The organism is Streptomyces sp. NPDC107522, from assembly GCF_055657525.1.
In genome coordinates, this window is record NZ_JBVKAU010000005.1 from 422,674 (window position 1) to 446,008 (window position 23,335).

The window sequence follows — 23,335 nt, forward strand, 5'->3', positions numbered from 1 at the left end:
CCTCGCAGCCCGGCCCAGCCGACGGTGCCGGTGCCGACCCAGGGGTGCGGGGAACTGCGCGATCAGCCACCGACCACCCGCAGCCGCCCTCGAACCCGAAGCCCCGAGCTATTGGACGAACAACGCCGCCGCCTCGCAGCCCGGCCCCAGTCAGCGCAGCGTCACGGCTCGGTCGTTTCCGACTCCAGCTTCTCCCTCGTCGCCAGGTCGTACACCCCGTACTCCTCCGGCTGAACCCCCCGCGCCCACTGATACCGGCTGACCGCGTCCTCGACGCCCTCGTTGTAGTTGCCCTTGGCCTGCCGTGTGTAGAGGCCGAGCTGGGTCAGGCGGAGTTCGAGTTCGGTGACCTCGGGGCCGCGGTCGCCGCGGCGGAGGGTCTGGGGTGCGGGTGCGAGCTCCGCGGCGGATGCGTCCTGGGAGGCCGTGGCCTCGGGGGAAGAGGGAGGCGTCGGCGGCTCCGTCGAGCGCGACGGAGTGGGGGACGCGCTCGACCTCGACGGGGACGCTGACGGCGACGAGCTCTCCGTGGGGGACGCGGGCGCGGCGGGCGGCGGAGCCGATCGCGTCGGTGCCCCGGTCGGTGACGGCTCCCGCGAGGCCTCGCTGGTCGACGGTGCCGGAACACTCGGCCGTACGTCGTTCGGAAGTGCCGTCTCCCGCGACGGCGTCTCGTAAGCGAACAGGCCACTGGCCAGACCCGCCGCCGCCAGTACGGCCACGAGCGCCCCGCCCGCACCGAGCAGGACCGTACGGCGGTGCCGGCCCGCCCCGCGCGGTGCGTCGTCGCTGTCGCCCTCGTCGTGGAGGACGTGGCGAGCCGTACCCGGTTCGAAGAGGCTCAGGTCCTCTGCGTTCGGTGTCGTCGGTGGGGGCGACAGGGGGGTGGGGAGTGGCGAGGCCGTCGGTCCGGTGACGGACGGTGCGGTGGGTGGGGCCGTCGGCGGCACCGCTCGCAGCGGCATCGTTTCGTCCGCGCCGCCCTCGCCCTCGCCCTCCAGCTCCACGTATGGCCGTATCCGCAACGGATCGAAGTCCTCCGCCGCGGCCGCCTCCGCCGTACGGGCATCTCTCAGAGCCTCGGACACGCGTGCGCCGCAGCCGCACGACGGGGTGTTGTCGACCGCTCTCGGTGCCCCGCACTCCGGGCACTGGCGGCCATGCGGGTGCCCCGGGTCGTCCGGACCCATCGCTCCCTCTGTTCCCCTCGGCTCGCTCACGTGTTCGTCCCTCCCCTCGCGAACTCCCCACATTACGCAGACGTTCCTCACGTGGTCTCCGCAAGCCCCCGGAATAACCGATTCCAAAGGGACTCAACAGGCCATAACCGAGCGAAGCGATCACGATGGGAGGTGCAGGGAGGTGTAACGACTGCCTCGGGAGGTCTTCATGGGCGGCGATGCGCACGGTATGACGGGAAATGTGCGTGACGCGCAGCCCCCGAAGAGGGGAGTCGAGGCGCACGAGAACGTGCCCGGCAACGTCCTCGTCTCCATCGGCGCGCTGCTGCTCGGCATGCTGCTCGCCGCCCTCGACCAGACCATCGTCTCGACCGCGCTGCCGACCATCGTCAGCGACCTCGGCGGCCTGGAGCATCTGTCGTGGGTCGTGACCGCGTACCTGCTGGCGTCGACCGCCGCGACTCCCCTGTGGGGCAAGCTCGGTGACCAGTACGGGCGCAAACGGCTCTTCCAGATCGCGATCGTCATCTTTCTCGTCGGCTCCGCGCTGTGCGGCATGGCGCAGGACATGGCGCAGCTCATCGCCTTCCGGGCGATTCAGGGGCTCGGCGGCGGCGGGCTCATGGTGCTGTCCATGGCGATCGTCGGCGACATCGTCCCGCCTCGTGAACGGGGGCGGTACCAAGGGCTGTTCGGTGCCGTGTTCGGGGCGAGCAGTGTGCTGGGGCCGCTGTTCGGCGGGGTGTTCACGGAGCATCTGAGCTGGCGGTGGGTGTTCTACGTCAACCTTCCCGTCGGGGTCGTCGCGCTCGCCGTCATCGCCGCCGTCCTGCGGATTCCGCGCAAGTCGACGCGGCATGTCATCGACTACCTCGGGACGTTCCTCATCGCGTCCGTCGCCACCTGTCTGGTGCTGGTCGCGTCCCTCGGCGGGACCACGTGGGGCTGGGGGTCGTGGCAGATCGTCGGGCTGGCCGTGCTCGGGGTGGTGCTGGCCGTCGCGTTCGTCGCCGTGGAGCGGCGGGCTGCCGAACCCGTGCTGCCGCTCAAGCTGTTCCGGGTGCGGACGTTCACGCTGTCCGCGATCATCAGCTTCGTCGTCGGGTTCGCCATGTTCGGCGCGATGACCTATCTGCCGACGTTCCTCCAGGTCGTGCAGGGCGTCAGCCCCACCATGTCCGGTGTGCACATGCTGCCGATGGTGCTCGGCATGCTGCTGTCGTCCACCGGGTCCGGGCAGATCGTCAGCCGTACCGGGCGCTGGAAGGTGTTCCCGATCACCGGGACCGCGGTCACCACCCTGGGCCTGCTGCTGCTCCACCAGCTGGACATGGACAGCTCCACGTGGGAGATGAGCGTGTTCTTCTTCGTGTTCGGGCTGGGGCTCGGGCTGGTCATGCAGGTGCTCGTGCTGATCGTGCAGAACGCCGTCTCGTACGAGGATCTCGGCGTCGCCACCTCCGGGGCGACCTTCTTCCGGTCCATCGGGGCCTCGTTCGGGGTCGCCGTCTTCGGCACGGTCTTCGCGGGGCGGCTCGACGACAAGCTCGTGGACGCGTTCCGGGGGGTGCAACTGCCGCCCGGGGTCTCGCTGGACGGGCTGGAGGCGGATCCGCGGGGCATCGCCGAACTGCCGGGGGCGTTGCGGCCGGCGGCGCTTCAGGCGTACGCGTCCGCCATCACCGACGTGTTCCTGTACGCCGCTCCTGTCGCGCTGCTCGGGTTCGTGCTGGCCTGGTTCCTGCGGGAGGACAGGCTGCGGGGGTCGGTGCGCGCACCCGATGTCACCGAGACGCTGGCCAGCAATCCGGTCGAGCGGTCGTCGTACGACGAGGTGTGCCGGGCGCTGTCGGTGCTCGGGACTCGGGAGGGGCGGCGGGAGGTGTACCGGACGATCACCGAGCGGGCCGGGTACGACCTGCTGCCGGCGGCGAGTTGGCTGCTGCTGCGGATCAAGAGGTACGGCTGGGTGGAGCCGGCACTGCTCACCGAGCGCACCGCTGTGCCGCTGCCCGTCATCCTCGACGCCGCCCGGCAGGTCGAGGGGCGGGGGTTGGCCGTACGCGAGGGGCTCGACCTCGTGCTGACCGCGGAGGGGCGGGAGGTTGCCGGGCGGTTGGCCCGGGTGCGGGAGGAGTCGTTGGCGGAGTTGCTGGGGGACTGGTGGGGGCCGGATCGGCCTACCGATCTGATTCAGCTGGTGAAGGAGCTGAACGAGGAACTGTGCGGGTCGGACCGGGAACAGCCGGGTGCGGGTGCCTCCGGCGGTTGAGCCGGGATGCCTGCGGCGGGCTGTGTCGCTGACCGGGGGCGCGCGTCCGGGGGCCGCAGGCCCTCAGCAGTGCAGAGCCTTGCTGAACCAGTGCTCCGCGTACGGTTCGTCGTTGTGCGGGGCCGTCTCCTCGTAGCCGAGGTGGGTGTACAGGGCGCGGGCCTCGGCCAGGTCGTGGCGGGTGTCCAGGACGATGCGCGTGGCGCCGTACGCGCGTGCCGTGTCCTCGGCCGCCCGTACGAGCACCGTGCCGCCGCCCCTGCCCCGCATCCCCTCGTACACGAACACCCGCTTGAGCTCGGCGGTTTGCGCGTCCAGCAGTCGCACACCGGCGCAGCCGGCCGGCTCGCCCGCGTACCGGGCCAGCAGCAAGGTGCCCTTGGGCGGCCGGAGTTCGTCCCAGGTGGGGGCGGCGATCTCGCGTTCCAGTTCGGCGGGGTCGGTGCGGCGCCCCTCGTGCAGGAGGTAGTAGCGGTCGCTGACCTCCGTGTAGTACGCCCGCCAGAGCGCGGCTGCGACGGGGGAGTCGGGGGGTTCCGGGGTGACGGTCCAGGTCATGCCGTCATTGTCGGTGGGGGGATCAGTGGGCCCGCAAGCGAATATGGGTGGCCTCGGGGCCGCCCGTCCCCCCTCGATGCCCTGTTCCATGCGCCAACTGCGCAGGCCGTACACCCACTGGTGCAGGCCTTCGCCGCCGGTGCCCAGGGGGTGTTCGCGCCCCGAGTCCAGGCCGGCGTTTCGGCGGCCGTTTGAGGGGGGCCTTCCGGGCAACCCGGCACACATGTCCACAAGTGTGATCGTTCTGATCGTGATCGCGGCGGTCGTCGTCGTGCTCGGCGCGGCCGTCCTGGCCCTGCGCGCTCGGGGTGCGCAGGGCAGCGGGGGTCTGAAGCGGCGCTTCGGGCCCGAGTACGAGCGAGCCGTGGCCCGGCACGACGGGGACGCCAAGGCCGCCGAGAGGGAGCTCGCCCAGCGGGTGGAGCGGCACGGCGGGCTGCGTGAGCGGCCGCTGGAGCCGGTCGAGCTCGAGCGGTTCGAGGCCCGCTGGACGGCGGCCCAGGAGCACTTCGTCGACTCGCCGAAGCAGGCCGTCGACGAGGCCGACCGGCTGCTGGCCGAGCTGGCGCAGGCCCGCGGGTTCCCGGACGGCGCGCAGTACGAGGAGCAGCTCTCCGCCCTGTCCGTGCACCATGCCGATCACGTGCACGGCTACCGGCACGTCCACCGCGTCGCCCATGCGCACGTGGGCGGCGGACAGGAAGGCGGCGGGCCGGGGACGGAGGAGATGCGCGAGGCCATGATCGAGGCCCGGGCCCTGTTCGAGGATCTGACGGCCCCCGTCGGGCGTCACCACGGGGCTTCCCGGGAGTCCCACGAGTCCCGCCGGGACAGCGGCGGGCGGACGGCCGCCCGCACCGACGGCCACCGCGGCCATCTGCCGTGGACGTTCACGGGGCGTCACGCGAAGGGGAGTTGAGTGACATGACGGACGCGACGACCGGCAGGGGAACGGATCCCCAGGAGCCGGCGAGGAGCGGGCCCGTAGTCGCGCCCACCGGCGGTACGGAGCACGGCGGCACCGAGTCGCGTGTCACGACGCCGGGCGGGATCGACACGGAGAGCGGGCACGTCGCCACGCCGCTCTTCCCGCACGACGAGTCCGACAAGTTCGAGCTGCAGCTGCAGCACGCCGTCTCCGGGTTCGTCGACGGCCCCCGGGCCGCCGTGGAGGAGGCGGACCATGTCCTGGAGGAGCTCACCGGCCGCCTGACCGAGGCGGTGGCGCAGCGCCGCCGTACCCTGCGCGGGTCCTGGCAGTCCATGGACGTCGCCGAGGACAGGCCCGGCTCGTCCACCGACACCGAGCAGCTGCGTCTCGCGCTGCGCGACTACCGTGAGCTGGCGGAACGGCTGCTACACATCTGACTGCCGACTCCTACACATCTGACCCATCCGGCACATCAGCCTCGTCCGTCGCCCGGCGACCCTCCCGACGCTGCCGCCACTGCCGTACGACCTCTTCGACGTCGTACGGCTTGCGGCCCAGCGGCGGGCCGGGCGGCGGCTTCAGCAGCATGTCACGGATCTTGACGTTCACGTCCGTGATGATCTTCCGGACGATGCGCTCGGTCGGCGCCGCGTAGGCCGCCGTCAGCGCGTCCTCCGCCTCCTTGCGCAGGGCCAGGCCCGGCGGCAGGACCGACAGGCCCTCGCGGGCCATCTTGCGTTTGACCCACCACAGTTCGTCGTACGGGGATTCCAGGTCGGTCGGCAGTGGCTTGCCCGCGCCGGGCAGCCGGTCGAAGTCGCCGCGCGCCTGTGCGTCGCGGATCTGCTTGTCGGCCCAGGACTCGAACGGAACACCGGGGGGCTTTCGCTCGGTCATGAGTTCATTGTGCCGGACGCGGCGGTGCCGGGCGATTTATCATGCGGCCTCGGTGGCCAAAACGGCCGCCGTACAAGGACGTTTCAGAAGGAGCGCACGTGCTCGAACTCACCATGGCCGCCGTGTCCGCGGCGGACGAGGGTGCCACGGCCGGCATGCTCATGGCCGACGCGCCCAGCGAGCCGGGCGCCGTGCTGCGGGTGGGCCGCGACAAGTCGGTGTGCCGACTGGCGACGCCGGACGACTGGCTGTTCGTCTCGCGCGTCCACCTGGAGTTCCTGTGCGGTCCGGACGGCGGGTGGCAGGTGACCTGGCTGCGCGGCTCGCAGGCGGAACCGTCCTCCGAAGTGCGGGTGATGGTGGGGGAGTACGCCCAGCCGATCGCGTACGGCGGGACGGTGCCGCTGCCCAGGGGCGGCAGCGGCGAGATCGTCGTCCAGGACCGGACCGCGCCCCGCAGCGTCAACGTCGGCTTCTATCACGAGGCGTGAGCCGGGGAGGGGCTGAGCCGGGGAGGGGCTGAGCCGGGGAGGGCTGAGCTGGGGGGCCTGAGCGGCCGGGGGCTCACAGCACGCGGGCCAGGGCGAAGCCGTCGTAGCCCTTCGTGCCCACCGTCTGGATCGCCGTGCCGTTCAACCTCGGGTGGCTGCCGATCAGTTCGATGGCGGCGCGGCTGCCCCGGATGTCCGGCGCGGTGCTGTCCGCGTCGGCGACCCGGCCGCCGCGCACCACGTTGTCCACGACGATCAGGCTGCCGGTGCTCGTCAGCCTGAGGGCCCATTCGATGTAGTGCGGGTTGTTGGCCTTGTCGGCGTCGATGAAGACGAGGTCGAAGGGGGCGGGGTTCTCGTCGGCCAGCTTGGGCAGCGACTCCAGTGCCGCGCCGACCCGCACCTCGACGATCTTGTCCAGCCCGGCGCGCGCGATGTTCCGGGTGGCGACCTCCGCGTGCTTGGGGTTGTACTCCAGTGAGATCAGCCGGCCGTCGGCGGGCAGGGCGCGGGCCAGCCAGATGGTGCTGTAGCCGGCGAGCGTCCCGATCTCCAGGATGTTCCGGGCGCCCTGGATCTCGGCGAGGAGCTGGAGGAACTTGCCCTGGGGTGCGGTGACGTTGATCATCGGCAGTTCCGCCGCCTCGCTGTCGCGCAGGGCGGCCTGCAGGGCGTCGTCCTCGGGTGAGAGCTGGGCGGAGAAGTACTCGTCGACGTCGTCCCACCGCTGCGACTCGCTCATCGCCTTGCCTTTCGTGTGCGTGTCCCGTCCGGGCTTCCAGGATGCCTGGATTCAGGCGACCGGCGCAGGTGGCTGCGCCGGGGGCGGCGGCATTTCCGGCCGCCGGGAGCGTCGTACGGCGAACGCGGCCGCCGTCGCCACGGCCAGGGTGAGCCCGCCGGCCACCGTCAGCAGCCACGCCGGGGTGCCGGCCACCGTGCGCAGCCGGTCTTCGTGGATCACCTGCTGGAAGGTGTCGTCGGCGGGTGCGCGGCGCAGTACGTGGTCGCCGGAGATCCGTTCGGGGTACGGGAACTCCTGGCCGATCGCGGTCAGGAACGGAGTGCCGGACGCCAGCTCGGCCAGCGGGCCGGACGTCCCGGTCACCCGTCCGGCGTAGGTGACCCGTGCGCGTTCGCCGCCGATCCGGGAGCTCGGTTCCATGCGGTGCGCGGCCAGGACGTACAGGCCCAGGGACTGCGGGGTCTCGGCCAGGCGCGACAGGCGCATCGGGTAGACCGGCTCGTCCGACCGGAAGGTGAGGTGCAGCGGGTCCAGCATGCCGGTCAGCGGCTCGCCGGCGCTCTGCGGGGCGAGCTTGACGGCGACGTACTGCCAGCGTTTCTCGACGTACGGCCGAAGCGCCCCGGTCAGCCGGGCCGGCAGGGTGAAGCCGTTGCGGTCCAGCCAGCCGTCGAGGGCGCCGGGGTCGGTGGCCGTCAGCCGGGCCACGTCGAAGGGGCCGAGGCGCTGCCGGCCGACGACGCTCACGCCGGTGCCGCCGCGGGCCCAGGGCGGACGGGGGCGGCCGGCGGCGCCGTCGCCGGTCACCAGCGGCCAGTCGCCGTCCTGGGGCCAGAAGTGAGGGCGTTCGCGGTGCACGGGCGCGGTGACGTCGTGCAGCTCGTCGAAGAGCGCGGGGTCGCCGAGCCGGACCGTCGCCCGCCCAGGCACCGGCATGATCCACGCGACCCGCTCGGCGTCCCCGCCGACGGTCAGCCGCATCACGACCTGCTCGCGCACCCCGTCCCACCGCACGACGGACTCCTCGCGCCCGACGGTCACGCGCCGCGCGTCGCCGGGCACCATGGCCCCGCAGCCGCACGCCCACGCGGGCGCCACGAACTGGCCGAGCTGGAGGGCGAGCAACGCCAGGGCGAGGGTGAGGACGCGGCCGCGAGGCCGACGCCGGCCCCGTGTCGGCAGTAACTCCGCCATTGCGCGCAGCGCCTCCATTCCCGCAGGCCTCCCCACGGTTGTGATGTCCGGCCCCCTCGTTCCGCCGCCCGGCGTGCCGAGTTCCGCCGCCCGGCGTGCCGACGCCCGGGCTTCAGACGGTACGGCGGATGATCCGGTCGCGGGGCCCGCGTTCCGGGATGTGATCGATTACGCCCCATTGGCGGAGACCCCACCGGAGGCGAGGCGCCCGGCCCCCGACTATCGTCATCCGGACAAAAGGAGAGCGGACGTCAGGTGAATCGGGGGTTGCCTGCGTCTCTCCCGGGGGCGATGCGGGCCCCATAGGGTTCGTAAGGATTCCTGACGCGTGTGCCGTGTGGGACGAGGCGGGGCGGGAGGCCGACGAGGCGTGGCGAAGGCGGAGCACGGTGGGCGACCGGCCGAGGCGCTCGGAGCCACGGCTGTCGGCGCGGTCCAGGTGCGCGTACGGATGGCGCGACTCGGGCTGTGGCTGATCGCCGCGATCCTCGCCGTACGGCAGGTGGCCGTCGTCCTCAGTACCCCGGACGGGGAGCGGCTGACGGATCTGGAGACCTGGGTCGGCCCGGACGGCGTCCTGCATGTGAAGGGTTCTCTGTACGACTCGACGCAGTTCACCGGCACCCCGTTCGGCGGACTCGTCCTCAAACCGCTGACCCGCGCCGCCGAGCAGGCCCTCGGCTGGGGCTGGACGTTCGGCACCCTGCTGCTCGTCGTCGCCCTCGGCCTGGTCGCCGCCCGCGCCCTGCCGCAGCCGGTCAGCCGGCGTACCTCGCTGCTCGCCGCGCCCGTCGCGATCAGCCTGCTCATGCTGTCGCTGCCGGTGCGCAACACCCTCTACCTCGGCCAGACCAGCATCATGCCGGTCCTGCTCGTCCTGCTCGGCTGCTTCGCCGTGCGCGGCGAGCGCACCAGCGGCGTGCTCATCGGCCTCGCGGCCGCGCTCCAGCCGACGCTGCTGCTGTTCACGCCGCTGCTGTGGTTCACCGGCCGCCGCCGGGCCGCGCTCGCCACGGGGGCCGCGTTCGGCGGGTGCACGGCGCTCGCCGCCGTGGCGATGCCGCACGACTCGTACACCTACTGGGTCCACCACATGGCCGGCGTCGGCCTCGGTGGCCGCGCCGACGACCTCGGCAACCAGTCCCTGCACGGCGCCCTGCTCCGCCTCGGGCTGACCGGCCCCCTGGAGATCGCCCTCTTCCTGCTCGTCGGCGCCGCCGTCGCCGTCCTGGCCCTGCGCCGCGCCGTGCGCTACGCCCACGACGGGCAGTTGCTCCTCGCCGTGGCGATCACCGGCTGCGCGGCGATCGTCGTGTCCCCCACCGCCTGGCAACACCAGCTGCTGTGGGTGCTGCTCGCCGTGGTCGGCCAGGTCGGCAGGCGGGCCTCCGACCGGTATGTGTGGCCGATCGCGATCGTGCTGGTCATGACCTTGCCGGCGAGGATGATGGTGCCGGACAAGGCGCTCTTCCACCCCCTGCGCGCCGACCTCGTCCTCCTGGCCGCGCTCGCCACGGCAGCGGTGGTCCCGTTCCTGTCGCGCACCTCGCCGTACTGGCAGACGCCGATCCCGACCCAGTACGCCGACCCGGCCCCGTCCCGCTTCCGGCGCATCCCGCTGGTGTCGTTCCTGCGCCGGGTGATCAGCCGCCCGAACCTGCTCTTCGAACTCCTCCTCATCCGGGTCACGTACTACGCGTACGCCCAGATCCGCCTCGCCGCCGCCGGAGGCTCCAACTCGGCCGGCCGGGTCACCGCCGAGGAGAACGGCGAGGAGATCCACTCCATCGAGCGCGCCCTGCACATCGACATCGAGTACTGGGCCAACCACGCCGTGGTGAAGGTCGACTGGCTGCGGGACTTCTTCGACTTCTACTACACGTCGTTCCACTTCGGCGTCCCGCTCACGATTCTCGCCGTCCTCTACTGGCGCCGCCCCGTCGACTACCGCTGGGCCCGCACGGCGATCGGCTTCGCGACGGTCTTCGCCCTGATCGGCTTCTGGCTCTACCCCCTCGCCCCGCCCCGCCTGATGCCGGGCCTCGGCATCGTCGACACGGTCCACGGCCCGCAGGACTTCTCCAAGCCCGACTACGGCACGCTCACCGAGCTCACCAACCAGTACGCGGCGATGCCGTCGCTGCACTTCGGCTGGTCCCTGTGGTGCGGGCTCGTGATCGTCATCCTCGCGCCCAGATGGTGGATGAAGCCCCTGGGCCTGCTGCACCCCCTGTTCACGGTCACCTCGATCGTCGCCACCGGCAATCACTGGGTGCTGGACGCGGTCGGCGGCGCGCTGGTCGTGGGCGCGGGCTTCGGCATGACGTACCTGTTCCAGGGCCCGCGTGCCCGGACCGTGACGGCACAGGCGGAGAAGGACGCGGTCAACAGCGGCGCCCGGGCTCCGGTGAAGGACCGTACTCCGAGCTGATCCGGTACTCGCCGGGGGCGGAGACGGTGAGCCGGGTGAACTCGCCCTCGGGTGCGAGGCAGCCACCGCCGTCCACGTGCAGCCACGGCGAATGGGCTATGCGCACCGTGGCGGTCCCGGCCCGGGCCATGCGGACGACGACGTCGGCGCTGGACGTCGACACGACGCTCGCGGGCTCGGACACCAGCGGCACGGCGTCCCGCACCCGGTACACCCGCCAGTGCGCGTCCTGCCACACCGGCTCCAGCCAGTCGGGCCGGTGATCGCGTATCAACCGGGCTTCTTCCTTGGCGTACCCGTCCGGCTTGCCCATCGGCAGCACGACGAACCCGACGGCCCAGCGATCCAGCCACTTGCGGTAGGTCGCCGCGTCGAACGACCCGTCGTAGAACAGCCGGGCCCGCTCCATGTCGAGCTGCCGGTTCCAGCCGCGGGCCATGTTGACGTGCGGGGCGAGCCCGCTGGCCTCGCGGTGGTTGCGGGCCGGGACGACCTCGACGCGGGTGCGGTCGGCGCCGAGGTGGTCGAGGGCGCGGACCACTCCGTGGGTCTCGGTGGCCCAGGCGGGCACCCTGGTGGAGACGTACAGGTCGTCCCCGGTCTTCTTGCCGACCCAGCCGACGGAGAAGACCAGCGCGGCGATGAGCAGGTTCCGGCGGACCTTGGCGAGACCGGGCCGGGCCAGCAGGACGGCCAGGAGGGCCGCGGGTGCGAAGAGTTCGGCGAAGCGCTCGACGTTCGTGCCGATGGGGGAGGGGATGAGATACGTCAGGACGCTCCCGCCCGCGTACACGGCACCGCTCCAGCGGGCGACGCGCCAGGTGCGGGGCGCGAACGCGGTGACGGCCAGGCCCAGGAAGAACGGCGGCCATATGCGGTCGGCGAACATCAACTGCTCGCCCTTGAAGGGGAAGAGGAGGGTCGTGGCGCCGACGGTGACGGCGGGTGGGAGGAGGAGGGCGAGGGCGCGGGCGTAGTCGCGGGTGAGCAGGAAGGCGGCCCCTACGACGACGAGGAACAGCCCTGCCACCGGGCTGGCCATGGTCGCGAGGGCGGCGTAGGCGGCGGCGAGGACGATCCGTCTCTCCCGGGCAAGCCGTCTGTCGCGGGTGAGCATCAGGCACGCGGCGAGCCCGAAGGCGACGCCGAGCGCGAAGGTGGTGCGGCCCGAGGCGACGTTGCACCACAGGGCGAAGGACGCGAGGAGGGCGGGGCCGAGAGGTCTTCGCAGGCCTTCCACGCGGGTGATGAGGACGGCCGCGAGCCAGGTGGCGGTGATGCCGGAGATGACGGTGACGGCGCGGACGCCGACGGCGGCCATCAAGTACGGCGATATCAGGCTGTAGTTGGCGGTGTGGGTGCCGCCGTACCAGAAGAGGTTGTAGGCCGAGTCGCCGTGCCGGGCCGTGAAACCGGCCCAGGCGTACTGGGCTGCGAGGTCGCCGCCGCCGGTGGCCAGGAAGGCCCACCAGATCGCGTAGAGGGGGACGGCCGGGAGGGTGGCCAGCAGCGGGATCCGGTGACGGCTCCAGAGGGTGCGCAGGAGCTGCTTGTGGGCAGGGGAGGCCGGCTGCGTGGGCCTGCTACGGGTGAGTTGCTCGGCTGTGACCACGTGTTCGAAGACGTGGAACCGGGCCGGGACGTTCACTCGCGGGTGAACAGGGCTATGTCGCTGCCGAAGGCCACGGCCAGGCGGCCGATTTCGGGGAGGAGCAGGGATCGGGAGGCTCCCGGTGCGTGGACCATGCCGACGGGCGCGCGGCTCTCCAGGTCCCAGATGCGGACTGTGTCATCGGCGGAGCCGGTGAGGGCGACCGCGCGTCCGTCGAGGACCGCGCAGCTAGCCCAGTAGACCGGCTTGCTGTGACCGGTCATCGGTTGCCCGATGGGGTGACCTGTCCTCAGATCCCAGACTCTTACCGTGTTGTCCTCGGTGCCGGTCACCAACACGGGGCGGTCACCCATGTCGCCGCAGGCCATGGCCGTCGCCATACCGGGAATCTCCGCGATGGTCCGGCGGAACCGGCTGGCGGCCAGATTCAGGATTTGGACCGTCTGCTCGTTCGAGACGACGGCAACCGGGCGTCCGTCCAGGACGGTAACCGCAGACGACTCTCGCGCTTCCAATTGGCGGAGGGGATGGAGGGCAACACCGGACTCGAGGTCCCACGCGCTCGCCCACACCGCCCTGCCGTCCAGCGGGAAGCCCAACGCGACGGGGCGGCCGTTCAGAATCGCGCATGTCATGCCGTCCACCGGCCTGCCGGGAACGGTGAGCGGCAGCAGCGTGCTCTGCCGCGTTTGAAGGTCCCATACCCGCACGGTGCCGTCCAGCGAGGTGCTGATGGCGACCGGACGACCTCTTAGTACCGTGCATGCCACACTCCATACCTCGCTCGTATGACCCCTCAGCGGCTCGCCCATGGGCAGACCGGTGACCGCGTCCCACATCCGCAGGGTGGAGTCCTCCGAGCCGGTGACGAGGACCGGCAGTCCGTTCACCACAGCACGGTCTATCGCGCGGATATGCTGTGTGTGGCCTGTCACCGGCCTGCCGAAGGCAGTGTCGACGGACAGGTCCCAGACCCTGACCGTGCCGTACGCACCGCCTACCGCCACGGGTTGGCCGGCCAGTGACGTGCAGGTCATCGACGTGGGGGCTCGTGTGTGGCCTTGGAGACCCCCGATCCGTCGACGTGCCTTCAGATCCCAGATCCGTACGGTGTTGTCATCTCCGCTGGAGATGGCGATCGCACGGCCGGACAACTGGGTGCATGCCAACGCGTCCACCCACTCGCCGTGCCCCTCGAACATCGCCAGGCTCCGCCGGGTCTCCATGTCCCAGATGTGTATTTTGCCCTGGTATGAGCAGCCGACGGCGACGTGGCGGCCACCCAGCACTGTGCACGCCATGGCCAGAATCCAGAACTCGTCCGCGCCTTCCAGTTGGCCCAGCTCGCGGCATGTCACCAGATCCCATACCTGTATCTGTGAGCCCGTAGAACCGGTGATGGCGATCGGACGGCCACGTACTTCGCCAACCGCCAGAGCGGTCGCGTGGCCGTTGATCTGCATCGGCGCACCCACAGGCGAAGCGGTGGCCAGATCCCAGAGGCGCACTGTCTCGTCATCCGAGGCGGTGACGGCGACCGGACGCCCCTCCACTGTCGTGCAGGCCAGATGTTCCACCTCCTTGGTATGGCCGGTCATGGGCTGCCCGAGGAGTCGACCTGTGGTCAGATCCCAGACCCGTACTCTCCTGTCGTCCGATCCGGAGACGACGACCGGGCGGCCGTCCAGCGTCGTGCACGCCAGCGAACTGACCCTGCCTGTGTGCCCGCCCAGAGGCGGACCAACGGGCAGGCCGGTGTTGAGGTCCCAGACCTGAAGTGTGCCGTCCTCCGAGCCGGTGACAGCGACCGCGCGACCGTCCAGTTCTGTACACGCCATGCTCCAGATCGTCTCGTTGATCGAGAAGGCGTTGCGGATGTTGCCCGCCATCAGCGAACCGGATGCGGCCAGAGGCTTCCAAACGCCCTTGGAAACACCGCTGTTGAAGGCGTCGACAAGGGGCTGATCGTTGTAACGGGCGGCGTCCAGCGCGAGGACCAGCCGACGGCCGGCCGGGTCGAGACGGCGATGGACGTCGAGGGACGCGCGGTAGACGGCCGTCTGGAAGCGGGCGGTGTCGCTCTTCACCGCCAGCAGGAGGGGTACGAGGGTGTCGGCGTCGGCGTGGACGAGGTACTCGGGTTCGGCAACCAACTCGTCGAGCAGACCAGCCTGGGAGGCGTGGACGGCGATGTGACGGAGTGCGTAGGGATGGGCGCGCGCCCAGTCGCGCGAGCCATCGAGCCGATACGGCACAGTACGCCGCAGGGCCGTCGTGAACGCCCGATGAGCCTGGCCGGCCTCCCGTCCCAGTCGCAGATACTCCGCCATCGCCTCGTGATACAGCCGGTACACCGACCGGCCGTCCTCGACGGCCTCCACCACATACGCCCCCGCATCCCGCCGCAGCTGGTGCAGGTCCTCGTTGGTGTACCGGCGCCCCGACAACTCCGAGGCCAGCGGCGCCCAGATGTCCTCCCACGGCAGCCCCTGTCCCTCGGCGTACGCGAGCGGCCGCAGCAGGTCGAGGATCCGCTCGGCGCCCTCGCCGAAGCGCAGGTGCAGGTCGCGGTGCATGGCGTCGGCGGCCGCGCTCGGCAGTGATCTGCGCCAGCCGGGATCCCCGGGATCGGGTAGCGCGCGTGCCGCGGCGAGGGTGCCGGCGGTGATGCGCGCGACGAGGAAGGACGGCCCGGCTGCCGTGGCGACGGCCTCCGCCACCCCCAGCCGCAGACGGTTCTCGCAGTCCAGATACGGCGACTCAGGGTGCGCGTCGATCAAGTTGCGGACCGTGTAAGCCAGTACCGCCTGTGGATCGGCGTACCGGGGCGAGTCGAGGTCGATGTGGTTCTCCCGCGCCAGGCCCAGCGGAGCGAGGAGATGGGGCCGCGTGCCCAGCAGCAACCTCAAGCGCGCCCCGGCCAGTTCCATGAGCGGTCGCAACACCTGGCTGCACAGCGCGTTGGGCGTGGCCGACTCGTCCAGGCCGTCGATCAGCACCACCCGGGGACGCTCCGGCTCCGGGCCGGCGTCCAGGTGGTTCAGCAGGTCCGCCACCGTCTCCACCTGCGGCAGCCGCAGCGCCGCCGCCAGCGCCCGCAACACCTGCTGGTCGGTGAGGTTCTGGGCGTAGACCGCCGTACGGACGGTCTTGGGCGGCGGCAGCAGCTCCGCGCTCAGCCCCAGACTCGACAACGGCACGGTCCGCCGGTACTCCGGGTCGCTCACTGCCGCCAGCAGGCCGAGCACCGCCGTCTTGCCGGACCCGGGACCGCCGGTGACCACCAAGGCGGGCCGCTCGTCATGCAGTTCGCGAAGCCACCCGGTGATGTCCCCCAGGGCCTGATGACGCCCCGAGAACCACCACCCCACCCGGTGCTCGTCCCGGTGCCCCATCGCTCGCCGCAGCAGCCGCGTCCGGAACTCCACGTCCCGCCGCTTGTCCTGCTCGTCCCACTCGGCCGCCTGTTGCAGGGCCATGTCGGTGTGGGAGAGCCGGGTGCTGTGCTTGGCGTTGGGGAGGAAGGGCGGGATCTCACCGGTCAGGCCGATGATCTCCAGTCCGATGTGCTGGAAGTCGGGGCGCTTGGGGTTCTGTGTCGTGGCGTTGACCACCGCGTCCAGGGCCAGCAGCTCCGGTGTGTAGCCCGCCGTGGCCAGACTCGTGACCGCTTCCGTCAGTAGGTCGGGAAACGCCCCTGTCTGGGCCAGCTCATTCGGCTGCGCGGACGTGATCACCGCGAGCCCCGCATCCCGCTCCCGCCAGTTGCTCTTCAACTTGGCCATGGAGGCGAGCAGTTCATTGCCGCCCTGTCCCGAGAAGCACGTGTCCAGCATCAGCAGCAGCCGGCGGACCTTCGTCCCGGCGAGGATCTTCCGGGCCAATGTGCTCGGCGGCAGCGCGTCGTACAGGTCGTCGGGGTTGGTGTCGGACGTGAGGAGTACGTACTCGTCGTTGTCGAGCAGTTCACCGTGCCCCGCGATGTACACGGCCACGATGTCGTCGGGCCGACGGTCAGGGGAGCGGCAGAACTCCCGTAATTCCCAGAGGAGTTGTTGCTGCGTCGGGTTGGCGCCCAGATCGGAGACGTGCTCGTAGCCGAGCCTCGTGGTGAATAGCTCCACCATCGTGCGGCGCGCCTCGACCAGGCCCGGCCGGTCCCACTCCGGTGCGTGCGGGTAGCGGCTGACCGCGGTGGCGATCAGGAAGCGTCGGGGACCACCGCATTCCTCGGCAGGCGTACCGCCGCTCATGCCAGTCCCTCCGCCACGGCCTCGCCCGCCTCCTGCGCCGTGAGGTAGAGGGTGGCGTCGTGCGCATGGGAGCCGTTGTGGACGACCTTCCCGACGACTCCCGTACCGAAGAACAGCGACAGGTCCTTCACCGCAGCCACCACATCGCCCTCGTCGACGACGTTCGTCCACGCCGTCGTGCCGGGCCAGCCGCCCGGTTCGGGCCGGAGCCGGTCGAAGACCATCCGCATCCCGAGAGGCGAGCCCAGCGTCACCAGCGCCCGCACCTGGTGGCCGGGGCGCGCGCATAGCGCCTCGTACGCCACGACCGAGCCCAGCGAGTGGGCGACGACCACCCGGGTGTCCGGCCCGATCGCCTCCTCCACGCGTGCGCGAGCCGCCGCCCGCAAGCCGTCATCCGTGAGATAGCGCCGTACCTGCTTGAGGTCGAAGACCAGCGCCCGCAGGGAGAGGTCGGCGAAGAAGCGTGAGTGCTGTAGCACCCGCAGTGCTGTCTGTACTGCCCGAGGTGCACGCGCCAGCGTGTCCCCTCCCGGCGGTGGCACGGCCGGGTCCGTCCGGGCGCAGGCCGTCCACCACTCCAGCAGCAGCTCGGCCTCGAAGCCCTCCTCGACGTCATCGGCCGTGAACATCGGGTCACCGACGGCCAGGGTGTGGCCCGGCGGTCGGAACAGGTCGCCGTAGAAAGCCATGTGGAAGTCGCCCGGGGCGAGCCGCTCACCCGCCCGCTCCAAGCCGTCCGCGAGTGCTGGCTCCCAGTCCTTCAGCAGGGTGTTGCCACCCAGCCGCTGCTTGCCCACCCCGTGCACACCGACGATTCGCGCCATCGCCTCGTCCGCCCCGTTCCCCCGAGCCTCGCAAGTCTCCCCACTTTAGAGGCAATCGAGCCGATCGGACCGGCGGCTTCTCAGACGATCCAGTGGGAAAGCGGGGCGAGAGCGAGAACCTTGTGCCAAAGCTGATCTCGTGACCATGGATGAGGACCCCGAAGCTCGCGGAAACGACGGAGACGACGGCGACGGCGGCGGGGTTTCCCCCGCGCGGCCGGACCCCGCCGATCGGAGCCGGCGAGTCAGGAGCGCGAGACAACGCGTGTGGCGCTCGCGGCGACGGATCCTGGTCGGAGCCTTCGTGACGGCTCTGGGAGCCGCGCTGGCAACACAGGCCGTCACCTGGCTCGACCAAGGGCTGGGTTCGGTGCTGGGCGACGATGAGCCGCCGCCCGAACCGTTCGCCGTCCGCGCCGACCCGCTGGCCTGTCCCCCGTTCTTCGCGCTGCCCGCGGGTGTGTCCGCGCCCGAGATGCAACGCAAGGTCGACGAACTGACCGGCGGTGACGAACTGGTCGTGACAGAGGACTGGGAGGGGTTCCGAAGGGACCTGCTGCGGCTCGGAGCCGACCTCCGTGTCGAGGAACTCGACCTGGTCGTACGCAGTTCCCTGAGCGACGACGTGGTGCTCAAGCGCATCCGTATCGAGGTCGTGGAACGCTCCGAGACCGACTCGGTACCCTCCTTCTTCGTCCCCGGCGGCTGTGGTGACCTGCCCGAACATCACTACGCCGTGGACCTCGACGACGCCCGGCCCCGCCTGTCGCCCGGTACGTTCTCGTACACGGTCCACCGACGGGACACCGTGCGCATCCGCCTGAAGATCGACACGGCGCACACCGACTGCCGCTGGCGGCTGCACCTGGACTGGGACGGCCCGCGAGGAGCCGAGACCACCACTCTCCCCGGCGGCGACGCGACCTACCGCTCATACCCCGCCCAGGAGGAAGACGCCGAGGCCGTGGCCCCGGGACTGACCGCGATGCCCACCGACCTCGGCTCCCCGTAGCTGAGGAGGGACGCGGCCGGTCATGTCCGGCACTCGAACCACACGGTCTTGCCGCCCCCGGTCACGCGGTCCACGCCCCACTTGTCGGCGACCGCGTCCAGCAGGACGAGTCCTCGGCCGTTCTCGGCATCCGGCGCCAACTCCGCCGGCGAGACGAGAGGTTGAGCAAAGCCGTCCGTCACCTCGACCCGCACCCCGCCTGTCTGCCGCAGCACCAGCACCTCACACCGCCGGTCGGGAACATGCCGTACGACGTTGGCGACCAGTTCCGTCACGCCCAGCTCCACGGCATGCGACAGGTCGGTCATGCCCCACTCGCCGAGCAGCGAGCGCGCGATGGTGCGGATGTGCCGGGCCGAGTGTGCGCCGGCGGTGAGGCCCAGCCGGTACTGGGCACGGAAGGGGACCTGGGCGGCCGGGGGAATGTATCCGTTCACGGTATGAGGGTGACCTGGCGCAACTACTCTGGGCTACGGAACAGATACAACCGGTCCCGGAGTGGGCCGAGTTGCGTGAGAGGGGGCTCTGCGTGACCCACATCAACACCCTCGACCCGGGCGCCTCGCCACTGGACTACTACGGCTTCGAGTTGCGCCGGTACCGCGAGACCGCCGGCCTGACCCAGAAGCAGCTCGGGGCCATCGTCTACTGCACCGGTTCGCTCGTCGGCCAGATCGAGACGGCCCGGAAGCTGCCGACGCTGCAGTTCAGCGAGCGGGCGGATGTGGCGTTGGGGACGGGTGGGTTACTGTCCCGGCTGCATGAGCTGGTGATGCGTAGTCAACTTCCGGCCTGGTTTCAGCAGGTGGCGGAGTTGGAGGCGCGGGCGGTCGAGATCGGCTCCTTCCAGGACCATATGGTTCTCGGTCTACTTCAGACCAGGGCATACGCGCGTGCTGTTCTCGGTGTGCTGGACGACACCAACCTCGACGACCGCAGCGAAGTACGGCTGGCCCGTCAGCGCATCTTTGAGAAGCAGGACCCGCCGGTCTTCTGGGCGATCCTCAGCGAGGCAGCGCTGTACCAGGAGATCGGCGGCCGGGAGACCATGCGGGAGCAACTCGCCCACCTGTTGTCGTTCGAGAACAACCCCCGGGTCAACATCCAGGTGCTGCCGTTCTCGGCCGGGGCGCACGCGGGGCTGCAAGGCTCGTTCGACGTCTACCGCTTTGCGAGCGATCCGACCATTGTTTACACGGAGGGCTACGGCGGCAGCGGGCATCCGACCGCTAACCCGGAGACCGTCAAGATGTGCTCGCTCCGTTACGATCATCTGCAAGCCGCCGCACTCTCCATCAAGGACTCGGCGGAGCTGATCCGGCGCGTAATGGAGGAGCGTTATGGAGAGCACCGAGATTCTGACGGGGATCCAGTGGCGTAAGTCCAGCTACAGCGGCGATGAAGGCGGCCAGTGCGTCGAGATCGCCGAAACCCCCCACACCACCATCGCCATCCGCGACTCCAAGAACCCGGCGGGCCCGATCCTCACCCTCGGCCCCGCCGCGTTCTCCACCTTCGTCACCTGGACGTCGGCTGTCTCCTAGAGCCGCTGAATGATCGTCCCGGTGGCCAAGCCACCCCCCGCGCACATCGTCACCAGCGCGAACTCCTTGTCCGCCCGCTCCAGTTCATGAAGCGCGGTCGTGATCAGCCGGGCCCCGGTGGCCCCCACCGGGTGCCCGAGCGCGATCGCACCGCCGTTGACGTTGACCTTCTCCAGGTCCTGCTCGAAGACCTGCGCCCAGCTCAACACGACGGACGCGAAAGCCTCGTTGATCTCGACGAGGTCGATGTCCTTCAGGGACATCCCGGCCTTCCCCAGCACCGCCTTCGTCGCGTCGATCGGACCGTCGAGGTGGAAGTGCGGGTCGGCCCCCACCAGCGCCTGCGCCACGATCCGTGCCCTCGGCCGCAGCTTCAGCGCACGCGCCATCCGTTTCGACGCCCACATGATCGCCGCCGCGCCGTCGCTGATCTGCGACGAGTTGCCCGCCGTATGGACAGCGGTGGGCATGATGGGCTTGAGGCGGGCCAGCGCCTCCGACGACGTGTCGCGCAGTCCCTCGTCCTTGTCGACGAGCCGCCACATGCCCTGCCCGGCGCGCTGCTCGTCCTCGGTCGTCGGGACCTGGACCGCGAACGTCTCCCTCTTGAACCGCTCCTCCGCCCAGGCGGCCGCGGCCCGTGCCTGTGACATCAGCCCGAGCGAGTCGACGTTCTCCCGGGTCAGCCCTCGATGGCGGGCGATCCGCTCCGCCGCCTCGAACTGATTGGGCAGATCGACGTTCCATTCGTCCGGGAACGGCTTCCCGGGCCCGTGCTTGGACCCCGACCCCAGCGGCACGCGGGACATCGCCTCGACGCCGCAGCTGATCCCGACGTCGATGACGCCCGCCGCGATCATGTTGGCCGTCATGTGCGAGGCCTGCTGCGAGGACCCGCACTGGCAGTCGACCGTCGTCGCCGCCGTCTCGTACGGCAGGCCCATGGTCAGCCAGGCGGTGCGCGCAGGATTCATGGACTGCTCGCCGGCGTGGGTCACCGTGCCGCCGACGATCTGCTCGACGCAGTCCGCGGGGATGCCGGTGCGGCCCAGGAGTTCGCGGTAGGTCTCGCCCAGGAGATAGGCGGGGTGGAGGTTGGCGAGCGCGCCGCCGCGCTTGCCGATGGGGGTGCGGACGGCTTCGACGATCACGGGTTCGGCAGCCATGGGTGCGGATCCTCTCCGAGGCTCTGCGGAACTAGTACGTGTTCTAGTTCTGTGTGCAGTTTGCTGATGAAGGCTGGCTGACCGCAAGGGTTGTGCGGGCAATTGGAGGGCCCATGGCTATTGCCAGTTGTAGAACCCGTTACTACCGTCGCGGTGATCCCTCCTAGCTGATGGACCGTCAGGAGCTGCTCATGCCCTGTCCCGCGCTTCCCGACGGGTTCGACTTCACCGACCCCGATGTGCTGCACCACCGCGTACCCCTCCCGGAGTTCGCCGAGCTGCGCCGCGCCGAACCGGTCCGCTGGATCCCGCAGTCGGGCAACGTGGCCGGGTTCCAGGACGAGGGCTACTGGGCGGTGACCCGGCACGCGGATGTCAAGTACGTGTCGACGCACCCGGAGTTGTTCTCGTCCTCCCTCAACACCGCGATCATCCGCTTCAACGAGCACATCGAGCGCGACGCCATCGACGCGCAGCGGCTGATCCTGCTGAACATGGACCCGCCCGAGCACACCCGGGTCCGTCAGATCGTGCAGCGCGTCTTCACCCCGCGTGCCATCCGTGCCCTGGAGGAACGCCTGCGGACACGGGCGCTGGCGATCGCCGCGAACGCCCGGGACCGCTCCGGCCCCTTCGACTTCGTCACCGAGGTCGCCTGCGAACTGCCCCTCCAGGCCATCGCCGAGCTCATCGGCATCCCGCAGGACGACCGGGCCAAGATCTTCGACTGGTCCAACAAGATGATCGCGTACGACGATCCCGAGTACGCCATCACCGAGGAGGTCGGGCAGGAGTCGGCCACCGAACTCATCGCGTACGCCATGAACATGGCCGCCGACCGCAAGGAGTGCCCGGCGAAGGACATCGTCACGACGCTGGTGGCGGCGGAGGACGAAGGCAATCTCCGCTCCGACGAGTTCGGGTTCTTCGTGCTGATGCTGGCCGTCGCGGGCAACGAGACCACCCGCAACGCCATCACCCACGGCATGCACGCCTTCCTCACCCACGCCGAGCAGTGGGAGCTGTACAAGAGGGAGCGCCCCGCTACGGCGGCGGAGGAGATCGTCCGCTGGGCGACCCCGGTGGTCTCCTTCCAGCGCACGGCGACGCAGGACACGGAACTGGGCGGCAAGCAGATCAGGAAGGGGGACCGGGTAGGCATCTTCTACGCCTCCGCGAACCACGACCCGGAGGTCTTCACCGACCCCGACACCTTCGACATCACCCGCGACCCCAACCCCCACCTTGGCTTCGGCGGAGGCGGTCCCCACTACTGCCTCGGCAAGTCCCTGGCCGTCCTCGAAATAGACCTCATCTTCAACGCCGTGGCCGACGCCATGCCCGACCTGCACCTGGTCGGCGATCCGCGCCGCCTGCGCTCGGCGTGGATCAACGGCGTGAAGGAACTCCAGGTCAGCACCGGCTGACCCGTCCCGAGGGAGGCAGGAGCACCCCCTGTCCCTACGCCCCGTTCCTGCCTCCCCCGAGGCGGCTTCGCCGCCTCGGGGTGCGCGGGGGCACTGCAAGGGGCGCGGGGAACTGCGCGACCAGCTCCCACGCACCCGCAGCCGAGAAACACGGCGAAGGCGGCGGCCCCGGGGATCAGGGGGCCGCCGCCTTCAGTTCTGTCTGGCGGGGTCGGCTCAGTACCAGCCGTTCGCCTGCCAGAAGTTCCAGGCGCCGCACGGGCTGCCGTAGCGGTCCTTCATGTAGTCCAGGCCCCACTCGATCTGGGTGGCCGGGTTGGTCTTCCAGTCGGAGCCGGCGGAGGCCATCTTGTTGCCCGGGAGGGCCTGGACGAGGCCGTAGGCGCCGGACGAGGCGTTGGTGGCGTTGACGTTCCAGTCGCTCTCGTGGTCGACGATGTTCGAGAAGCACTGGTACTGGGCCGAGTCCGAGATCATCTTCTTCGCGATCGCCTGCGCCGAGGAGGTCGAGGTCGTCGCGGCCTGCGCCGGGGCGGCGGCGAACAGCGTGCCGGCGGTGGCGGCGGCCAGGGCGGCACCGGCGAGGGCCTTCTTCGGGGCGGAGATGCGGCGGAAGGTGGAAACGACGGACACGGGGAGCCTTTCTTCGGGGACAGAGCGCCGCGGGCATGCCGGAACCACGCGATGCGAGGCGGGGGCATGCGTCGGCGCCGCGGCCCTGTGGGCACGTCGGCGCCGTGCGACGTCGTCCAGAGAAGCAGGCCGGGAAGGCGTCCGCAATGAGCCCTTTTGCT

20 protein-coding genes are annotated in these 23,335 nt (G+C 70.5%); 9 read left to right on the forward strand and 11 right to left on the reverse strand.

Annotated elements, in window-relative coordinates; genetic code table 11:
• Nucleotides 1-161 precede the first annotated feature (161 nt).
• Nucleotides 162-1,088 carry a peptidoglycan-binding domain-containing protein gene (locus ACZ7L6_RS19090; RefSeq protein WP_471925269.1) on the reverse strand — a complete coding sequence of 309 codons (927 nt, stop codon included), beginning with the start codon at nucleotides 1,086-1,088 and terminating at the stop codon, nucleotides 162-164.
• A 301-nt stretch (nucleotides 1,089-1,389) separates the two neighbouring features.
• Between ACZ7L6_RS19090 and ACZ7L6_RS19095 the strand changes: the two genes are divergently transcribed.
• Nucleotides 1,390-3,453: an MDR family MFS transporter gene (locus ACZ7L6_RS19095; protein WP_471925271.1), complete on the forward strand. Its 2,064-nt coding sequence runs from the start codon at nucleotides 1,390-1,392 to the stop codon at nucleotides 3,451-3,453.
• Nucleotides 3,454-3,516: 63 nt separating this feature from the next.
• Here the strand turns inward: ACZ7L6_RS19095 and ACZ7L6_RS19100 are convergent, their stop codons facing one another.
• Nucleotides 3,517-4,011: a GNAT family N-acetyltransferase gene (locus ACZ7L6_RS19100; protein ID WP_471925273.1), complete on the reverse strand. Its 495-nt coding sequence runs from the start codon at nucleotides 4,009-4,011 to the stop codon at nucleotides 3,517-3,519.
• A 223-nt stretch (nucleotides 4,012-4,234) separates the two neighbouring features.
• Here ACZ7L6_RS19100 and ACZ7L6_RS19105 point away from each other — a divergent pair, with 223 nt between their 5' ends.
• Both ACZ7L6_RS19105 and ACZ7L6_RS19110 read left to right on the forward strand, forming a co-directional pair.
• Nucleotides 4,235-4,930: a hypothetical protein gene (locus ACZ7L6_RS19105; protein WP_471925275.1), complete on the forward strand. Its 696-nt coding sequence runs from the start codon at nucleotides 4,235-4,237 to the stop codon at nucleotides 4,928-4,930.
• A 5-nt stretch (nucleotides 4,931-4,935) separates the two neighbouring features.
• Entirely contained in the window at nucleotides 4,936-5,379 is a 444-nt protein-coding gene (locus ACZ7L6_RS19110; RefSeq protein ID WP_471925277.1) for a hypothetical protein, read from the forward strand.
• A gap of 10 nt (nucleotides 5,380-5,389) precedes the next feature.
• Here the strand turns inward: ACZ7L6_RS19110 and ACZ7L6_RS19115 are convergent, their stop codons facing one another.
• Nucleotides 5,390-5,839, reverse strand: coding sequence for a DnaJ family domain-containing protein (locus tag ACZ7L6_RS19115; RefSeq protein WP_471925279.1), 450 nt, complete (start codon nucleotides 5,837-5,839; stop codon nucleotides 5,390-5,392).
• Between the two features lie 98 nt (nucleotides 5,840-5,937).
• On the opposite strand from ACZ7L6_RS19115, the gene ACZ7L6_RS19120 reads away from it, so the two are divergent.
• Entirely contained in the window at nucleotides 5,938-6,330 is a 393-nt protein-coding gene (locus tag ACZ7L6_RS19120) for a hypothetical protein (RefSeq protein WP_398817565.1), read from the forward strand.
• Nucleotides 6,331-6,403: 73 nt separating this feature from the next.
• On the opposite strand, the gene ACZ7L6_RS19125 is transcribed toward ACZ7L6_RS19120, so the two are convergent.
• Entirely contained in the window at nucleotides 6,404-7,072 is a 669-nt protein-coding gene (locus ACZ7L6_RS19125; RefSeq protein WP_471925281.1) for an O-methyltransferase, read from the reverse strand.
• Between the two features lie 51 nt (nucleotides 7,073-7,123).
• The gene (locus ACZ7L6_RS19130) at nucleotides 7,124-8,269 is read right to left on the reverse strand and encodes a DUF2330 domain-containing protein (RefSeq protein ID WP_471925283.1); all 1,146 of its coding nucleotides are present in this window, start codon (nucleotides 8,267-8,269) and stop codon (nucleotides 7,124-7,126) included.
• 370 nt (nucleotides 8,270-8,639) lie between these two features.
• Between ACZ7L6_RS19130 and ACZ7L6_RS19135 the strand changes: the two genes are divergently transcribed.
• On the forward strand, nucleotides 8,640-10,700 hold the full coding sequence (locus tag ACZ7L6_RS19135) for a bifunctional glycosyltransferase 87/phosphatase PAP2 family protein (protein ID WP_471925285.1): 2,061 nt from the start codon (nucleotides 8,640-8,642) through the stop codon (nucleotides 10,698-10,700).
• Here ACZ7L6_RS19135 and ACZ7L6_RS19140 read toward each other — a convergent pair.
• The 3 genes from ACZ7L6_RS19140 to ACZ7L6_RS19150 form a co-directional block, all read right to left on the reverse strand.
• On the reverse strand, nucleotides 10,654-12,243 hold the full coding sequence (locus ACZ7L6_RS19140; RefSeq protein WP_471925701.1) for a hypothetical protein: 1,590 nt from the start codon (nucleotides 12,241-12,243) through the stop codon (nucleotides 10,654-10,656). The two genes, ACZ7L6_RS19135 and ACZ7L6_RS19140, sit on opposite strands and share 47 nt — an antisense overlap.
• Before the next feature lie 101 nt (nucleotides 12,244-12,344).
• Nucleotides 12,345-16,565 carry a caspase family protein gene (locus ACZ7L6_RS19145; protein ID WP_471925287.1) on the reverse strand — a complete coding sequence of 1,407 codons (4,221 nt, stop codon included), beginning with the start codon at nucleotides 16,563-16,565 and terminating at the stop codon, nucleotides 12,345-12,347.
• Nucleotides 16,562-17,392: a hypothetical protein gene (locus tag ACZ7L6_RS19150; protein WP_471925289.1), complete on the reverse strand. Its 831-nt coding sequence runs from the start codon at nucleotides 17,390-17,392 to the stop codon at nucleotides 16,562-16,564. Before ACZ7L6_RS19150 ends, ACZ7L6_RS19145 begins: the two co-directional genes overlap by 4 nt.
• A 304-nt stretch (nucleotides 17,393-17,696) precedes the next feature.
• Here ACZ7L6_RS19150 and ACZ7L6_RS19155 point away from each other — a divergent pair, with 304 nt between their 5' ends.
• Nucleotides 17,697-18,404, forward strand: a complete 708-nt coding sequence (locus tag ACZ7L6_RS19155; RefSeq protein WP_471925291.1) for a hypothetical protein — start codon at nucleotides 17,697-17,699, stop codon at nucleotides 18,402-18,404.
• A 20-nt stretch (nucleotides 18,405-18,424) separates the two neighbouring features.
• On the opposite strand, the gene ACZ7L6_RS19160 is transcribed toward ACZ7L6_RS19155, so the two are convergent.
• A complete protein-coding gene (locus ACZ7L6_RS19160; protein WP_471925293.1) occupies nucleotides 18,425-18,841 on the reverse strand; it encodes an ATP-binding protein in 417 nt (138 codons plus the stop codon).
• Nucleotides 18,842-18,933: 92 nt separating this feature from the next.
• Here ACZ7L6_RS19160 and ACZ7L6_RS19165 point away from each other — a divergent pair, with 92 nt between their 5' ends.
• The gene (locus ACZ7L6_RS19165; RefSeq protein ID WP_471925295.1) at nucleotides 18,934-19,785 is read left to right on the forward strand and encodes a helix-turn-helix domain-containing protein; all 852 of its coding nucleotides are present in this window, start codon (nucleotides 18,934-18,936) and stop codon (nucleotides 19,783-19,785) included.
• Nucleotides 19,745-19,948 carry a DUF397 domain-containing protein gene (locus ACZ7L6_RS19170; RefSeq protein WP_471925297.1) on the forward strand — a complete coding sequence of 68 codons (204 nt, stop codon included), beginning with the start codon at nucleotides 19,745-19,747 and terminating at the stop codon, nucleotides 19,946-19,948. The genes ACZ7L6_RS19165 and ACZ7L6_RS19170 overlap by 41 nt, the downstream gene beginning before the upstream one ends.
• On the opposite strand, the gene ACZ7L6_RS19175 is transcribed toward ACZ7L6_RS19170, so the two are convergent.
• Nucleotides 19,945-21,114 (reverse strand): steroid 3-ketoacyl-CoA thiolase, encoded by a 1,170-nt coding sequence (locus ACZ7L6_RS19175; protein ID WP_471925299.1) that lies wholly within the window; start codon nucleotides 21,112-21,114, stop codon nucleotides 19,945-19,947. The two genes, ACZ7L6_RS19170 and ACZ7L6_RS19175, sit on opposite strands and share 4 nt — an antisense overlap.
• A gap of 191 nt (nucleotides 21,115-21,305) precedes the next feature.
• Here ACZ7L6_RS19175 and ACZ7L6_RS19180 point away from each other — a divergent pair, with 191 nt between their 5' ends.
• A complete protein-coding gene (locus ACZ7L6_RS19180; RefSeq protein WP_471925301.1) occupies nucleotides 21,306-22,541 on the forward strand; it encodes a cytochrome P450 in 1,236 nt (411 codons plus the stop codon).
• Between the two features lie 216 nt (nucleotides 22,542-22,757).
• Here ACZ7L6_RS19180 and ACZ7L6_RS19185 read toward each other — a convergent pair whose 3' ends face one another.
• Nucleotides 22,758-23,174, reverse strand: coding sequence for an aggregation-promoting factor C-terminal-like domain-containing protein (locus tag ACZ7L6_RS19185; RefSeq protein WP_471925303.1), 417 nt, complete (start codon nucleotides 23,172-23,174; stop codon nucleotides 22,758-22,760).
• Nucleotides 23,175-23,335 lie beyond the last annotated feature (161 nt).

Bases quoted from the DNA above. Each gene is read 5' to 3' on its own strand.
- ACZ7L6_RS19100 (WP_471925273.1), bottom strand. From the start codon at position 4,011: ATGACCTGGACCGTCACCCCGGAACCCCCCGACTCCCCCGTCGCAGCC.
- ACZ7L6_RS19150 (WP_471925289.1), bottom strand. From the start codon at position 17,392: ATGGCGCGAATCGTCGGTGTGCACGGGGTGGGCAAGCAGCGGCTGGGT.
- ACZ7L6_RS19175 (WP_471925299.1), bottom strand. From the start codon at position 21,114: ATGGCTGCCGAACCCGTGATCGTCGAAGCCGTCCGCACCCCCATCGGC.
- ACZ7L6_RS19095 (WP_471925271.1), top strand. From the start codon at position 1,390: ATGGGCGGCGATGCGCACGGTATGACGGGAAATGTGCGTGACGCGCAG.
- ACZ7L6_RS19105 (WP_471925275.1), top strand. From the start codon at position 4,235: ATGTCCACAAGTGTGATCGTTCTGATCGTGATCGCGGCGGTCGTCGTC.
- ACZ7L6_RS19145 (WP_471925287.1), bottom strand. From the start codon at position 16,565: ATGAGCGGCGGTACGCCTGCCGAGGAATGCGGTGGTCCCCGACGCTTC.
- ACZ7L6_RS19115 (WP_471925279.1), bottom strand. From the start codon at position 5,839: ATGACCGAGCGAAAGCCCCCCGGTGTTCCGTTCGAGTCCTGGGCCGAC.
- ACZ7L6_RS19180 (WP_471925301.1), top strand. From the start codon at position 21,306: ATGCCCTGTCCCGCGCTTCCCGACGGGTTCGACTTCACCGACCCCGAT.
- ACZ7L6_RS19170 (WP_471925297.1), top strand. From the start codon at position 19,745: ATGGAGAGCACCGAGATTCTGACGGGGATCCAGTGGCGTAAGTCCAGC.
- ACZ7L6_RS19125 (WP_471925281.1), bottom strand. From the start codon at position 7,072: ATGAGCGAGTCGCAGCGGTGGGACGACGTCGACGAGTACTTCTCCGCC.
- ACZ7L6_RS19110 (WP_471925277.1), top strand. From the start codon at position 4,936: ATGACGGACGCGACGACCGGCAGGGGAACGGATCCCCAGGAGCCGGCG.
- ACZ7L6_RS19130 (WP_471925283.1), bottom strand. From the start codon at position 8,269: ATGGCGGAGTTACTGCCGACACGGGGCCGGCGTCGGCCTCGCGGCCGC.